The sequence below is a fragment of the Nocardiopsis xinjiangensis YIM 90004 genome, assembly GCF_000341145.1.
GTDB lineage: Bacteria > Actinomycetota > Actinomycetes > Streptosporangiales > Streptosporangiaceae > Nocardiopsis > Nocardiopsis xinjiangensis.
Genome location: NZ_ANBE01000011.1, coordinates 205,036 through 218,768 on the forward strand (window position 1 = coordinate 205,036; position 13,733 = coordinate 218,768).

Below are 13,733 nucleotides of genomic sequence, written 5' to 3' on the forward strand. Positions count from 1 at the left end.
CGTGGCCCCCTACGAGCGGTGCGAGCTCGGCCTGCTCAACGGAGGGCACTCGCTGCTCGCCTACGCGGGGAGCCTGCGCGGCAACACCACGGTCGCCGGCGCCGTGGAGGACCAGGTCTGTCTCGGTTGGCTGCACGAGTGGTGGCAGGAGGCTTCCCGCCACCTCGGCCTGCCCGATGACGAGATCCGCTCGTACCTGGACGCGCTGCTTCGGCGCTGGTCCAACCCGCGGATGCGCCATCTGCTCTCCCAGATCGCGGCGGACGGATCGGCCGAGCTCCCGGTACGGATCCTGCCCACGCTCAAGGCCGAACGGGAGCGGGCACGTCTGCCCCATGGCGCGGCGCGGATCCTGGCCGCGTGGGTATGCCATCTGCGCGGCCCGGGTGCACCGGTCATTGATACCCGGTCCGAACAGGCGCGCGAGGCGGCCCGGGGACCGGCGCCGGAGGCCGTCGCCCGCGTCCTGGCCCTGCTGGACACCTCACTTGCCCACGAGACCGCGCTGGTCGACACGGTCCTGCACCACGTCGAGGAGCTCGCGGAGACCGACCGAACGAACCGAACGGGGGACCGAGCATGAGGATCACCTCCGCGGACGTCATCGTGACGTCCCCGGGACGCAACTACGTCACCCTGAAGATCACCACCGAGGACGGCGTCACCGGCCTGGGCGATGCGACCTTGAACGGGCGCGAGCTCGCGGTGGCCTCCTACCTGCGCGACCACGTCTGCCCGCTGCTGGTGGGGCGGGACTCGGGCAAGATCAACGACACCTGGCAGTACCTGTACCGGGGCGCCTACTGGCGGCGCGGTCCGGTGACGATGACCTCCATCGCCGCTGTGGACTGCGCGCTGTGGGACATCCTCGGCAAGGTGACCGGGCAGCCCGTCCACCAGTTGCTCGGCGGGGCGGCGCGCGACGGGGTGATGGTCTACGGCCACGCCAGCGGGCAGAGCGTCGAGGAGCTGCTGGAGGACGTGGCCGGCTACCTGGACAACGGCTACCGGGCCGTCCGGGTCCAGGCGGCGGTGCCGGGGTTGGCCGGCACCTACGGGTTGCACCATCCGGACACGGGCCGCATCTACGAACCGGCGGACGCCTCCCTGCCGGCCGAGAACCTGTGGCACACCCCGGACTACCTGGGTTTCGCCCCCGAGATGATGGCCGCGGTCCGGGAGCGGTTCGGGTACGGCTTCCACCTGCTGCACGACGTGCACCACCGGCTCTCTCCCCTGGAGGCCGCGCAGCTGGGCAAGTCCCTGGAGCCCTACCGGATGTTCTGGATGGAGGATCCGACACCGGCCGAGGACCAGGAGGCCTTCCGCCTCATCCGCCAGCACACCACGACCCCCGTGGCCGTGGGAGAGGTCTTCAACTCCATCTGGGACTGCCAGCACCTGATCGGTGAACGGCTCATCGACTACATCCGCGCCTCCGTCTCACATGCCGGTGGCATCTCGCATCTGCGCAAGATCTTCGACCTGGCCGACCTGTACGGGGTCAGGACCGGCTCCCACGGCCCCGGGGACCTGTCTCCGATCTCGTTCGCGGCCGCGCTGCACCTGGACCTGACCGTTCCCAACTTCGGCATCCAGGAGTACATGGGGCATCTGGAGCCGGCGAGCGAGGTCTTCAAGACCTCCTACACGTTCGAGGACGGCTACATGCACCCGGGTGAGGCCCCCGGGCTCGGCGTGGAGATCGACGAGGAGGCCGCGGCGCGGTACCCGTACGAACGCAAGTACCTGCCGGTCAACCGCCGCATGGACGGCTCGATGCACGACTGGTGAAGGAGGCCGTGATGGGCGAACGACACGTGACGGCGGAGGTGGAGCGGTGACACGTTTCCTGGCCATCGGTGAGTGCATGGTCGAACTCACCCACAAGAGCGACCACGACCTGCGGTTGGGGTTCGGCGGCGACACCTACAACACCGCCCTGTATCTGGCCCGCAGCACGGACCCGGACCAGGTGGGCGTGGACTACCTGACGCTGGCGGGCGATGACCACTACAGCGACCTGATGGTGGCGGGGATGCGGAAGGAGGGTATCGGGACCGGCCTGGTGGGCCGCGTCGCGGGCGCGCATCCGGGCCTGTACTTGATCCGCACCGACGAGGAGGGTGAGCGTTCCTTCACCTATTACCGGTCGCAGTCCCCCGCACGCCGGCTCTTCGACGACGGGCACACCCCTACCCCTACCGGGGGCCTGTCCGGTCACGACGTGGTCTACCTGTCCGGGGTGAGCCTGCAGTTGTTGACGGCGCGAGCCAGGCAACACCTGTGGGCGCTGCTGGAGGAGGCCCGTGGCAAGGGCGCCCAGATCGTCTTCGACAGCAACTACCGCCCGGTCGGGTGGCCGGGCCCGGAGGAGGCGCGTGCGGCGGTCTCGGCCACCTACGAGCTCTCCACCACGGCGCTGTCGACCTTCGAGGACGAGCAGGCGCTGTTCGGTGACGCCTCCCCCGACGACACGGTGCGGCGGCTGCGCGAAGGGGGTCTGCAGGAGGTCGTGGTCAAGGACGGTTCCCGCGGGTGCGTCGTCGGTGTCGACGGCGGTCCCGTGCACGTGCCGACCGGCCCGGTCGACAAGGTCGTCGACTCCACGGCCGCGGGCGACTCCTTCAACGCCGGCTACCTCGCGGGGCGGTTCGGTGGCGCCTCCATGGTGGAGGCGGCCCGCAACGGCCACGCGCTGGCGTCGAAGGTCATCGCCCACCCGGGCGCGGTGGTCGAGGACCCGTCCCTGCCGCCTCGGGGCGCGCACGCGTAACGGCCCCGGGCCAGGAGAACCGGGGGACGGAAGGACAGAGGGTTCCGTTCCCCGGCCGCGGGTCAGGCAGCGCCGGATCGGCCCGAGCGAACACCCCGGGCGCCGAATCCACCTACGGGCCCGACGCGGGGCAGGGGCAGGGGCAGGGGCAGGGGGACGATTGTGCCTGCCCCGAGCGCGCTGTTACCGTTGGTAACACGCACTTGGCCGCCCCTCCCCCGAGGGCCCGACAAAGGATGTAGAACGCATGAGCGAGGCCACGGAATCCGGCTTCAATCTGGAACTGAACGAGGATGTCCGCGACGTCCGGGACTGGGCGCACGGGTTCGCCGCCGATGTCATCCGCCCCGCCGCCGCCGAGTGGGACCAGCGGGAGGAGACCCCCTGGCCGGTGATCCAGGAGGCGGCCAAGATCGGCCTGTACTCCCTGGACTTCTTCGCCAACCAGTGGATGGAACCCAGCGGTCTGGGCATCCCGGTCGCCTTCGAGGAGCTGTACTGGGGCGACCCCGGCATCGCCCTGGCCCTCACCGGCACCGGCCTGGCCGCGGTCTCGGTGGCCGCCAACGGCACCCAGGAGCAGCTGTTCGAGTGGACCCCGCAGATGTTCGGCACCGCCGACGACATCAAGCTCGCCGCCTTCTGCTCCTCCGAGCCCGACGCCGGCAGTGACGTCTCGGCCATCAAGACCCGCGCGGTCTACGACCAAGCCAAGGACGAGTGGGTCCTCAACGGCGTCAAGACCTGGGCCACCAACGGCGGCATCGCCGACATCCACGTCGTCGTCGCCTCCGTCGAGCCCGAGTTCGGCTCACGCGGCCAGGCCACCTTCGTGGTACCGCCGAACACCCCGGGGCTGAGCCAGGGCCAGAAGTTCGCCAAACACGGCATCCGCGCCTCCCACACCGCCGAGGTCGTCCTCGACGACGTGCGCCTGCCCGGATCCTGCCTGCTGGGCGGCAAGGAGAAGCTCGACGAGCGCCTCGCCCGCGTCCGCGAGGGCAAGCGCTCCAGCGGCCAAGCCGCCATGAAGACCTTCGAGGCCTCCCGCCCGACCGTGGGCGCCATGGCCATCGGCTGCGCCCGCGCCGCCTACGAGTACGCGCTCGAGTACTCCACCCAGCGCGAGCAGTTCGGCAAGCCCATCGGCGACAATCAGGGCGTGGCCTTCACGCTCGCCGACATGGCCACCCGCATCGACGCCGCCCGCCTGCTCGTGTGGCGCGCCTCGTGGATGGCCCGCAACGACAAGGACTTCGACAGCGCGCAGGGCTCCATGAGCAAGCTCTACGCGAGCGAGACCGCCACGTTCGTGACCCAGAACGCCGTACGCATCCTCGGCGGCAACGGGTACACGCGCGAGTACCCGGTCGAGCGCTGGCACCGCGACGCGACGATCTTCACGATCTTCGAGGGCGCCAGCGAGATCCAGAAGCTCATCATCGGCCGCCAGATCACCGGACTGCCCGTGCGGTGAGACGGCCGCACCGCGAACGGGGCCGGCCCCAGCGGTGAGCGGGGCACAGCCGTGACGAGGGCCGGGAAGCCACCACCGCTTCCCGGCCCTTGCCCGTTCCGCGGGCTTCTTCGCCCGGACCAGGTCGGCCGCACCGATCGGGCATAATCGCGCAGGGCCACCGACTGCCGGCAGCGCCGCGCAGCTCCGGCGGACCCGTGGACTCGGACGGCACGAGAAGAGCAGGAGGGGCGCGCCGTGGACGGCGACACCTTGCAGGACACGGCCCGGCAGCGTGCCGAGGAACTCCCGGGCACCGAGCAGGTCTATCCGTTCGGCCCCGAGCACGAGGTCTTCAAGGTCCGAGGGAAGGTCTTCCTGCTGATGACGGAGCTCGCCGGTAAGCCGGTCCTCACCCTCAAGGCCACTCCCCTGGAGGCCGAAGCCCTGCGGGAGGAGCACCCCGGCATCGGCCCCGGTTACCACATGAACAAACGCCACTGGATCACGCTGTACCCCGACGGCTCGGGCGATCGAGGGGTGGTCGGGGACATGGTGGGGGAACTGGTGGAGGAGCTGGTGACCGAGTCCTACCGCCTGGTGGTGAAGAACCTGCCCCGCGCCGAACGCCCGATCGATCCCGCTGCCTTCGGCACCGCCACGGAGCACTGACCCTGGGAGGCGGCCCGCCCCCTCGAACCCGTGCGGGCCGCTCGGTCCTGCCCCGGGCCGGCCCGGGGCGGGGTTCATGGATGGATCGGTTCGGGGTGGGTGGTGTTCGGTGGAGCATCGATCCTAGCCCGACCCCGACGAACCACCACCTCCGGCACCACGAGAAACCCCACGGTCCCGCCCCCGCTGCCCCCAGGAAGAATGAACCATCCGATCACCGCCCCAGGGGCCAAAACCACCGCATCCAAGCCCTGAGACCCCGAACGCAAACCAGGCGCCGACTCCCCGGCCCCTCCTTCCCGTGGCTGTCTCATGACCCGTGCTCCCCTTCCCTGCTCACCGGTCCCACTCCGCACCCTCGGGCAACGACAGCCCCTCCTCACGCATGTTCCGCAGAACCCTGAGGAAACGCCGTGCCGCCGGGCTCGGGGCTCCGTGTTCGGGCACCACCACACTGAGGCTGCGTTCGGTCACCGGCCCCTCGATCGGCCTGCGGGCATGCGAGGCGAAGCCCATCAAAGGAAGGGACAGAGCGGGCAGGGCCGAGACACCGAGGCCGGCCGAGACCAGTCCCCCGACCGTGGAGATGTTCCCGGCCTGGATCAGGTGCGGTGAGAGGACCCCGGCGTCGCTGAGTGCGCCCTCGGCGACCCGGCGGACGCTCGAGTCCCCGCCGGTGACGACGAAGGGTTCGGCGGCCAGGTCCGTCCACGCCAACGCCGCGCGGTCGGCGAGGGGGTGTCCCACGGGCAGTACGGCCTGGAACCGGTCCCTGACCAGCGGCGAGGAGCGGGTTCCGGGGCGGGAGCGGCCGACCACGACCAGTGCCAGGTCGCACTCGCCTGCCTCCAACCGGTCCAGTGCTGCCTCGGACATGCCGTCCAGCACGTGCACGTCGACCCCGGGGGCCTCCTCGCGCAGACGCACGATCGCCGGAGGCAGGAGTGTGGCAGCCAGGGAGGGCAGGGTCGCCACGGTCACCGCCCCGCGATCACCGCGCAGGTAACGCTCCAGACCGTTCATCTCCGCCCGGTGCCGGGACAGCAGTCGCTCCGCGACCGCGAGCACTTCGGCCCCCTCCGCGGTGCACCGGACCTTCCTGGTCGTGCGTTCCAACAGAGGAACGCCGAGGGCACGTTCCATGGCCATCACGGTCCGGCTCAGGGAGGACTGGGCCACGTGCAGCTGTTCGGCGGCGTCGGTGAAACTCCCGCAGCGCGCGACGGTTGCGAAGACCTGGAACTGCCTCAGTGTCACATCCATGCCTTCAGATCATAAATTATTGCTTATTTGATGCTGGACACGCACGGAAACTCGAGGGAAACATGGTGCTCATGTGGCGCGAGCCACCCTCACCCCTCCCCCGGCCCCGAGGAGTCCCGATGCTGACTTTCATGGGATTCGCGACGATCGCCGTCGTTCTCGTGCTCCTGCTGTCCAACCGTGTCGGCGCGGTGGTCGCCCTGATCGGTGTCCCGGTGGCCGCGGCCTTCCTGCTGGGTTTCGGCCCGAGCGAGATCGCCGGGTTCGTGGGGGAGGGCATCAACGGGGTGGCCGCCACCACGGCCATGTTCGTCTTCGCGATCCTCTATTTCGGGGTGATGCGGGACGCGGGCCTCTTCGATCCCATCGTGCGCCGGGTCCTGCGATTCGCCGGGGACAACCCGGTGACCATCGCGGTGGCGACCGTGCTCCTGGCGATGACGGCCCAACTCGACGGGGCCGGGGCCACCACGTTCCTGATCACCGTCCCGGCGATGCTGCCGCTGTACGACGCCCTGGGGATGCGCCGACTCGTGCTGGCCGCGCTCACCGGCCTGGGCGCGGGCATCATGAACCTCGTCCCCTGGGGCGGGCCGACCGCCCGGGCCGCCACAGCCACCGGTATCCCCGCCAACGACCTGTGGGCCCCGCTCGTCCCCGCCCAGCTGATCGGCATGGTCACCTGCGTGGCCATCGCCTATTACCTGGGTGTACGCGAACGCAACCGCCTTCGCGCCGTGCCGGAGGGCTCCAGGGTCGCCGACCCTGTCGGCGGCGGCCACGCCGGCTCCGAGCCTCCTCCGCGGGAGGAGACCGAGCAGGGGCCCCGAGACGAGTCGGAGCAGCCCGAACTGTTGCGTCCGCGCCTGTACTGGGTCAACGCGGCCCTGACCGTGGCCACCGTCGGCGTGCTCATCTCGGGTCTTCTGACCCCGGAGCTGGCCTTCATGCTGGCTCTGGTGCTCGCCCTGGCCCTGAACTACCCGGGCATGAAGGAGCAGACCGCCAGGATCGACGCCCACGCGCGAGGGGCGGTCCTCATGGCCAGCACCCTGCTGGCGGCCGGGGTCTTCCTCGGGGTCATGGAGGAGAGCGGCATGATCGAGGCCATGGCCGGGTCCATGACCGGCGCCATGCCTTCCTTCCTCGGCCCGGGTCTGCCCCTGCTCATCGGGGTCCTCGCCGTCCCGATGAGCCTCCTGTTCGGCCCCGACGCCTACTACTTCGCTGTGATGCCGGTCCTGACGGCGGTGGGCGAGAGTTTCGGTGTGGCTCCGGTGGAGGTGGCACAGGCCTCCATCACCGGCCAGGAGACCGTGGGTTTCCCGGTCAGCCCGATGACCGGTGCCTTCTACCTCCTGGTGGGTCTGACCGGGGTGCCCATCGGCTCCCACATCCGGTTCCTGCTGCCGTGGGCCTGGCTCGTGAGCCTGGTGGTCTTCGGTTCCGCGGCCGCGATGGGGGCCGTCCCGCTGTGGGTCTCCTGATCCGGCGGGTCCGAACCACACGAACAAAGGAGAACTCGTGTCCGTTGGTGTCCGTATCGGTTGCGGAGCGGGGTTCGCGGGTGACCGCATCGAACCCGCCGTCGACCTGGTGGAACGGGGGGAGCTCGACACCCTCGTCCTGGAGTGCCTGGGTGAGAGGACGGTGTCCCTGGCGGCCCTGCGCGCCGGCGACGGGTCCGGGCCCGGCTACGATCCCTTGCTGCGCAGGCGCCTGCTCCCGCTCCTGGAGCCGTTGGCCCGCCACGGCACCAGGCTGGTGACCAACGCGGGGGCCGCCGACCCCGTCGGAGCCGCGCGGATGGTGCGCGAGCTGGCCCGGGCCGAGGGCCTCTCACCGCGGATCGCCGCCGTGACCGGTGACGACGTCCTGGACCGGATCGACCGTTCGGCGCCGGCTTGGGAGGACGGCCTGCCCCTGGAGTCGCACGGCGAACTCGTCTCGGCCCACGCCTATTTGGGCGCCGAGACCCTGCTGCCGGCCCTGCGGGGCGGCGCGGACATCGTGATCGCGGGTCGCGCGGCCGATCCTTCCTTGTTCCTGGCCCCGCTGTCGGAACGCCTGGGCTGGGATCCGGACGACGAGGAACTGGCCGCCTCGGGCACCTTGGTCGGGCACCTGTTGGAGTGCGCCGGCCAGGTGAGCGGAGGCTACTTCGCCGACCCCGGGGTCAAGGACGTGCCGGACCTGGCGAACCTGGGCTTTCCGATCGCGGAGGTCGATGGTGACGGTTCGGCGGTGATCACCAAACTGCCCGGGACGGGCGGGCGCGTGGACGGGATGACGGTGGCCGAGCAGCTGACCTACGAGGTCACGGATCCGGCCGCGTACCTGACGCCGGACGTGAGTCTGGACATGAGGGGGGTGGAGCTGTCCCGGGCGGGTGCGGATCGTGTGCGTGTGGCCGGGGCCCGGGGCAGGCCGCGGCCGGACCGTCTGAAGGTCAGTGTGGGGTACCGGGCCGGGTTCCGGGGCGAGGGGGAGATCTCCTACGCGGGTCCCGGCGCCGCCGCACGTGCCCGGTTGGCCGGTGAGGTGGTCCGTGAGCGTCTGGGGGACCGTGTGCGGACCCGGGTCGACGTGCTCGGCGACGCCACCGAGGTATCGGGCGAGTGCCGGCTGCGTGTGGCGGGGACGGGCCCCGACCGGGCCGGCGCCGAGGCGGTGGAGGAAGAGGTCACGGCGCTGTACACGTGCGGTCCTGCGGGCGGTGGAGGAGCACGGACCCGTAGCACGGAGGTGATCGGCATCCTGTCCACCACCGTCGGCCGCGACCTCGTCGAGCCCGGCATCACCCACGTCGGAGAGGAGACACGGTGAACGTCCTGCTGCACGAGATCGCCCATGCCAGGGCCGGCGACAAGGGCAACCTCAACACGGTCTCGGTCATCGCGCGCGAGCCCCGCTGGTACCCGGTGCTGCGGGAGGCGCTGACCCCGGATCGGGTCCGCGGGGCGCTGGCGGACCGGATGCGGGGCCCGTTGACGGTGCACCGCCTGGACACGGTGCACGCGCTCGTCCTGGTGTTCGCGCGGTCCTCGGAGGACACGGTGACCACGTCGTTGCACGTGGACACCCATGGCAAGACGCTGGCGTCACTGCTTCTGGGGACGGAGATTCCTCTGCCCCCGGAGGCCGGGGCTCAGGCCGGGTTCTGGTCCAGGGCCTCCACCGCGTCCTCCAGGTAGCGGTTGCGGCCGAGCAGGAGCCCGATGGCGAGGTTGACCACGACCAGGAAGGCCACGAGCAGCAGCGGCGCCTGCCAGGAGTCGGTGAGGTCGTGCAGCAGGCCGAACAGGAAGGGGCCGGCCCCGCCGATGAGGTAGCCCAGGCTCTGGCCGACCGCGGAGAGCGCGGCGGTACCGGCGCTGGTGCGGGTGCGCAGCGCGAACATGGTCAGGGCGAAGACGAAGCTGCCCATGCCGATGCCGATGAGGGTGGTCCACACCCACACGCCCTGCAGGGGGGAGAGCCACAGACCGGCCACTCCGGCCAGGTAGGCGGTGGCGAAGAGCACCACGAAGAAGCGTTGGTCGCGTGTTCGGGTGAGCAGGACCGGCAGGATCAGCGACATCGGGATGCCGAGCGTGGTCAGGTAGGCCAGGGCCACACCGGCGGTGGAGGGGTCCATCCCTTGGTCGCGCAGCATCTGCGCGTACCAGCCGAACATGATGTAGGCGATGGAGGACTGGGTTCCGAAGTAGACCACCGCCTGCCATCCGATGCCGGTTCGCAGTACTTGGGAGAAGCCGAGGTGGTCCCTGCCGTTGCGGCCCCGGGTGCTGTGGCGCAGGACCGCCAGCCAGGGCAGGGCGGCGACCACACCGAAGACCGCGTACATGCCCAGGGCCAGGCGCCACTCCCCCGTGCTCTGTTCGACCGGCACGGTGGCCGCGGCGGCGATGGCGGTGCCCGCGGCCAGGGCGGTGGTGTAGACGGTGGTCATGAGCCCGACCCGGTGCGGGAAGTGCTTCTTGACCAGGGCCGGGAGGATGACATTGCCGACTGCGCCACCGGACAGTGCGACGGCGCTCAGTGCCAGGAAGAGCCAGGGTTCGGTCGCCAGTGCCCGGGTGGTCAGGCCGAGGGTCAGGGCCGCGAGCGCGTAGACGAGCAGATGGTGGTCGCCCAGGCGGCGGGAGAGCACGGGGGTGAACCCGCCGAAGAGCGCGAAGCACAGCACGGGCAGGGTGGTGAGCAGCCCGGCCCCGGCCCCGGACATGCCGAGACCGCCCGTGACCTCGTCGAGGACCGGACCGACGCTGGTGATGGCGGTTCGCAGGTTGAGGGCGGCCAGCGCGACGCCGACACCGATGATGAGCAGGACCCATCGTGTCGGTGCCGGGTTCGGTCGTGCCGCCGGGGGTTCAGTGGCCACGGGCTCGCGGGGCCCCACTCCGGCACTCATGGAAGTCGACTCGCATTATTCGTAGGATGACCCGATGTACATCATGAGCATAACGCATTGCCGTTCGTAGCCATTTCCTCTTCCCAACTGGTCTATGCTCCCGCCTAACCGTCCGCATTCGTGCGCTGGTCCTGTCATCCGGCGACCCCGCCCCTAGGAGGTATCCGCGTGCCCCTCGCCTCTACACGCCGGACCGGTCTTGTCGACCAGGTCATCAGTCAGTTACGAGCACAGATCGACTCGGGTGAATGGGGCGTGGGCGACCGGATCCCCACCGAGTCGGAACTGTCCGAACAGCTGGAGGTGGGGCGCAACACCGTACGCGAGGCGGTACGCGCCCTCGCCCATGCGGGTCTGCTCGAGATCCGTCAGGGAGCGGGCACCTTCGTCCGCGCCTCCAGCGAGCTCGGCGGGGCCCTGCGCCGCCGCCTGGAACGCTCGCGCCTCCGGGAGAACCTCGAGGTACGCCGGGCGCTGGAGGTCGAGGCCGCGCGCCTGGCCGCGCAGCGCCACAGCGAGGCCGACATGGCCGACATCGACCGTGCCCTGGCGATGCGCGAGGAAGCCTGGCGCGACCGGGACATGGGCACCTTCGTGGAGGCGGACTTCACACTGCACAAGGCGGTGGCTCTGGCCACACACAACCGGTTGCTGATCGACCTGTACGACGACATCGCCCAGGTCGTCTACGCCAGCATCGCCCACACCGCCTACGAGCAGGACGACGAGCGCACGGGCCGGCGGGACCGGCCCTCCTCGGCCTACGAGGGCATGGACCACAGCAAGCTCGTGGAGGCGATCCGCGCCGCCGATCCCGCCGAGGCGGCGCGGGAGGCCAACTGCTACATCGACGAGCTGTTGAACCTGACCCGGGAGTGAGGCCGGACGGCCCGGGGCGAGCACCGCCCCCGGGCCGTCGTCCTTCAATCCCGCCGGCGCCCCTCGCCCACCGAGGTGTGCGGGGGGTTGCACGAACGCAGCTGTGTGCGGGCCTCCCCGTGTACGGCGCCCTCATGAGGCGGGCCGCCGGGGCGCACGCCCCGGCGCTGGCGGTGTTCGCCGGCGCCTTCCCAACCGCTGACCTGGGAGGGGTCCAGCCCCAGCAGGTCGAGGGTGGACTGTCCGGCGTGCACGGCCTCGATGAGCTCTTGTTCGTGGGACAGGCTGTCCACGGTCTTGCCGATGATGGAACTGACCTGGCCGCGGGGCAGGAGCACCACGCCGTCGTCGTCGGCCGCGATCCAGTCGCCGCGGCGGGCCTGGAGCGGGACGGGGCCCGTGGCGCTCATGGTGATCGCCTGCCCCACCGAGCCCCCGGCATGGTGGCCGGCCTCGCGCACCGAGACGCCCGCGCTGAAGACGGGCAGCTCACAGCGGGCGATGGCGGCGATGTCGCGCACGCAACCGTCCAGGACGATGCCCTCGATACCGCGTGTGTGCGCGGCCACCGCGAGGATCTCGTCGACGTAGCCGTACTCGGTCTCCCCCGCCACGTCCACGGCGAGCGCGGACCCGGGCGGGGCCTGTTCGACCGCAACGTGCAGGGCGAGGTTGTCGCCGGGGGCGCACCGCACGGGGAAGACCGAGGCGGCGAAGGCGGCCCCGGGCCAGACGGAGAAGAGATGGGCCCCGAGGGGCCGACCGCCGCAGCGCGCCAGCGCCACGGTTCCCACCGCACTCAACGTCTCCGCAAGCGTCACGTATGCCTCCATTACACCCGCGCCTGGTGTGACCGGCCGACACCGGCCCACCTTCTATACTCACGGGTAACTTAAGCGTGACGCAAGCCATAGGGAACGGAAACAAAGAAAAATGTTACCGCTGGTTACAGGTGAGACCGAAAACCAGGGCCGTGTCCGTTACCCCCGGGCCGCTCACCCGGCCGGCCAGTCCACCAGATGCTCACCGCCGCGGCGTTCCTTGCGCACCGAGAGATGGTCCCAGGTCTCCACTCTGCCCACACCGGAGGCGGCGCGCACCGTCTCCAGCACCTCCACCAAACGGCAGCGGTCGGAAGCGATGAGGGTGGCGACGAGGTCGTAACGTCCGAAACCGCTCGCGAGGAACGAGATCCCGTCGATGGCGGCGAGCCGCGCCCCCAGGGCCTCGGCATCGCCCCGGCAGTGCACCCCCAGCCCCAGCTGTTCGTTGCTTCCCAGGGCCGAGGGTTCCACCAGCGCGGTCACGTGCACGACACCGGAGTCGAGCAGGCGCACCACCCGCGAGCGCGCCGCCGCCTGGGAGAGACCGACCTGGCGCGCCAGGTCGGCGTAGGAGGCGCGCCCGTTGCCCAGGAGCCGACGCACCAGGCTCCAGTCCAGGGCGTCCAGCTCGACGTCCTGCAGCCGGCGCACACTGCTGTGCGAGTCCTTGAAGACGGCCCCGGCCCGGAAGACCTCCACGTGCTCCACCCCGGGCAGGGAGCGCAGTTCGGCCAGTTCGGCGGTGAGCGCGCGGTCGTCGGCCACACGCACCTGGGCCACGGCCTGGGCCCGGCCCGCCGTCAGGGCCGCGAAGGTCACCGCCTCGCGTTCGTCGAGTTCGCCCATGAGTGGCCCGACCGGACCATTGACCGTGAACGAGACGTGCCCCAGGGCCTCCATCCCCAGGATCCCCGTGTGCAGGACCCCCACGATTCTGATGGCACCCGACTGGACGAGCTGCCGGACCCGGGCGCGCACGGCCGTGCGCGAGAGTCCGACCCCGTCGGCCAGTGCCTGGAATGTCGCTCTTCCGTCCCCCTGCAACGCACGCATGAGCGCCGCGTCAACCGCATCGAGCACGATGGTGCTGCCTTTCGTTCCCATGACGCCGCCCGCTTCCCGACCTGGCGGCGCCCCCTCCTGCGGCCAGATCATCGCAGCTGTCGCGCGCATTCACTACTGATCGCAAAAGAAATGGCCTGATTCGGACCGTTCGGCCGTCCGAAAGCGCCACGCAATCCCCCATCAGCGACCACGAAGCTACATAACAGACTTGTATAGAACACCCCTCATGTCACCCACGACCGTGCGCGGCGCCACGCGCAACCACCACACTGTGAGGCAAGGTGTGTTCGGTGGGCGCCCTCGGCCGCAGCAGGCCGGGCGCCCGTTGTTCCCGCCCCGGGGTTTCGTGACGCCCGGAGGGGGCGCGCGGGAGCGCGGCGACCT

At 70.5% G+C, this 13,733-nt stretch carries 13 protein-coding genes; 9 read left to right on the plus strand and 4 right to left on the minus strand.

Annotation, left to right across the window (positions count from 1 at the left end; translation table 11 throughout):
* The first annotated feature begins 1 nt into the window (after nucleotide 1).
* The 5 genes from D473_RS28665 to D473_RS0108140 all read left to right on the plus strand — a co-directional run bounded on the left by D473_RS28665 (nucleotide 2) and on the right by D473_RS0108140 (nucleotide 4,904).
* Nucleotides 2-583: a mannitol dehydrogenase family protein gene (locus D473_RS28665; RefSeq protein WP_017608577.1), complete on the plus strand. Its 582-nt coding sequence runs from the start codon at nucleotides 2-4 to the stop codon at nucleotides 581-583.
* The gene (gene manD, locus D473_RS0108125) at nucleotides 580-1,794 is read left to right on the plus strand and encodes a D-mannonate dehydratase ManD (protein ID WP_017608578.1); all 1,215 of its coding nucleotides are present in this window, start codon (nucleotides 580-582) and stop codon (nucleotides 1,792-1,794) included. The genes D473_RS28665 and manD overlap by 4 nt, the downstream gene beginning before the upstream one ends.
* Before the next feature lie 46 nt (nucleotides 1,795-1,840).
* Nucleotides 1,841-2,776 carry a sugar kinase gene (locus D473_RS24440; protein ID WP_017608579.1) on the plus strand — a complete coding sequence of 312 codons (936 nt, stop codon included), beginning with the start codon at nucleotides 1,841-1,843 and terminating at the stop codon, nucleotides 2,774-2,776.
* 247 nt (nucleotides 2,777-3,023) lie between these two features.
* Nucleotides 3,024-4,253, plus strand: coding sequence for an acyl-CoA dehydrogenase family protein (locus tag D473_RS0108135; RefSeq protein ID WP_017608580.1), 1,230 nt, complete (start codon nucleotides 3,024-3,026; stop codon nucleotides 4,251-4,253).
* Nucleotides 4,254-4,490: 237 nt separating this feature from the next.
* Nucleotides 4,491-4,904, plus strand: a complete 414-nt coding sequence (locus tag D473_RS0108140) for an MmcQ/YjbR family DNA-binding protein (protein ID WP_017608581.1) — start codon at nucleotides 4,491-4,493, stop codon at nucleotides 4,902-4,904.
* Nucleotides 4,905-5,240: 336 nt separating this feature from the next.
* On the opposite strand, the gene D473_RS0108145 is transcribed toward D473_RS0108140, so the two are convergent.
* Nucleotides 5,241-6,167 carry a LysR family transcriptional regulator gene (locus D473_RS0108145; RefSeq protein WP_017608582.1) on the minus strand — a complete coding sequence of 309 codons (927 nt, stop codon included), beginning with the start codon at nucleotides 6,165-6,167 and terminating at the stop codon, nucleotides 5,241-5,243.
* A 119-nt stretch (nucleotides 6,168-6,286) separates the two neighbouring features.
* On the opposite strand from D473_RS0108145, the gene D473_RS0108150 reads away from it, so the two are divergent.
* Genes D473_RS0108150 through D473_RS24445 form a run of 3 tightly spaced genes read left to right on the plus strand, consistent with a single transcriptional unit; the run spans nucleotide 6,287 to nucleotide 9,361 of the window.
* Nucleotides 6,287-7,654 carry a CitMHS family transporter gene (locus D473_RS0108150; RefSeq protein WP_017608583.1) on the plus strand — a complete coding sequence of 456 codons (1,368 nt, stop codon included), beginning with the start codon at nucleotides 6,287-6,289 and terminating at the stop codon, nucleotides 7,652-7,654.
* 37 nt (nucleotides 7,655-7,691) lie between these two features.
* On the plus strand, nucleotides 7,692-8,993 hold the full coding sequence (locus D473_RS0108155; protein ID WP_017608584.1) for an acyclic terpene utilization AtuA family protein: 1,302 nt from the start codon (nucleotides 7,692-7,694) through the stop codon (nucleotides 8,991-8,993).
* Nucleotides 8,990-9,361, plus strand: a complete 372-nt coding sequence (locus D473_RS24445; protein WP_017608585.1) for an AtuA-related protein — start codon at nucleotides 8,990-8,992, stop codon at nucleotides 9,359-9,361. Before D473_RS0108155 ends, D473_RS24445 begins: the two co-directional genes overlap by 4 nt.
* On the opposite strand, the gene D473_RS0108165 is transcribed toward D473_RS24445, so the two are convergent.
* Nucleotides 9,316-10,581, minus strand: coding sequence for a CynX/NimT family MFS transporter (locus D473_RS0108165; RefSeq protein ID WP_017608586.1), 1,266 nt, complete (start codon nucleotides 10,579-10,581; stop codon nucleotides 9,316-9,318). The genes D473_RS24445 and D473_RS0108165 overlap by 46 nt on opposite strands.
* Nucleotides 10,582-10,749: 168 nt before the next feature.
* On the opposite strand from D473_RS0108165, the gene D473_RS0108170 reads away from it, so the two are divergent.
* Nucleotides 10,750-11,460, plus strand: coding sequence for a FadR/GntR family transcriptional regulator (locus D473_RS0108170; RefSeq protein WP_026126726.1), 711 nt, complete (start codon nucleotides 10,750-10,752; stop codon nucleotides 11,458-11,460).
* A 44-nt stretch (nucleotides 11,461-11,504) separates the two neighbouring features.
* On the opposite strand, the gene D473_RS0108175 is transcribed toward D473_RS0108170, so the two are convergent.
* The gene (locus D473_RS0108175; RefSeq protein ID WP_017608588.1) at nucleotides 11,505-12,254 is read right to left on the minus strand and encodes an RraA family protein; all 750 of its coding nucleotides are present in this window, start codon (nucleotides 12,252-12,254) and stop codon (nucleotides 11,505-11,507) included.
* Between the two features lie 201 nt (nucleotides 12,255-12,455).
* Complete coding sequence (locus D473_RS0108180; RefSeq protein ID WP_026126727.1) at nucleotides 12,456-13,364, minus strand: Lrp/AsnC family transcriptional regulator; 909 nt, start codon at nucleotides 13,362-13,364, stop codon at nucleotides 12,456-12,458.
* Nucleotides 13,365-13,733 lie beyond the last annotated feature (369 nt).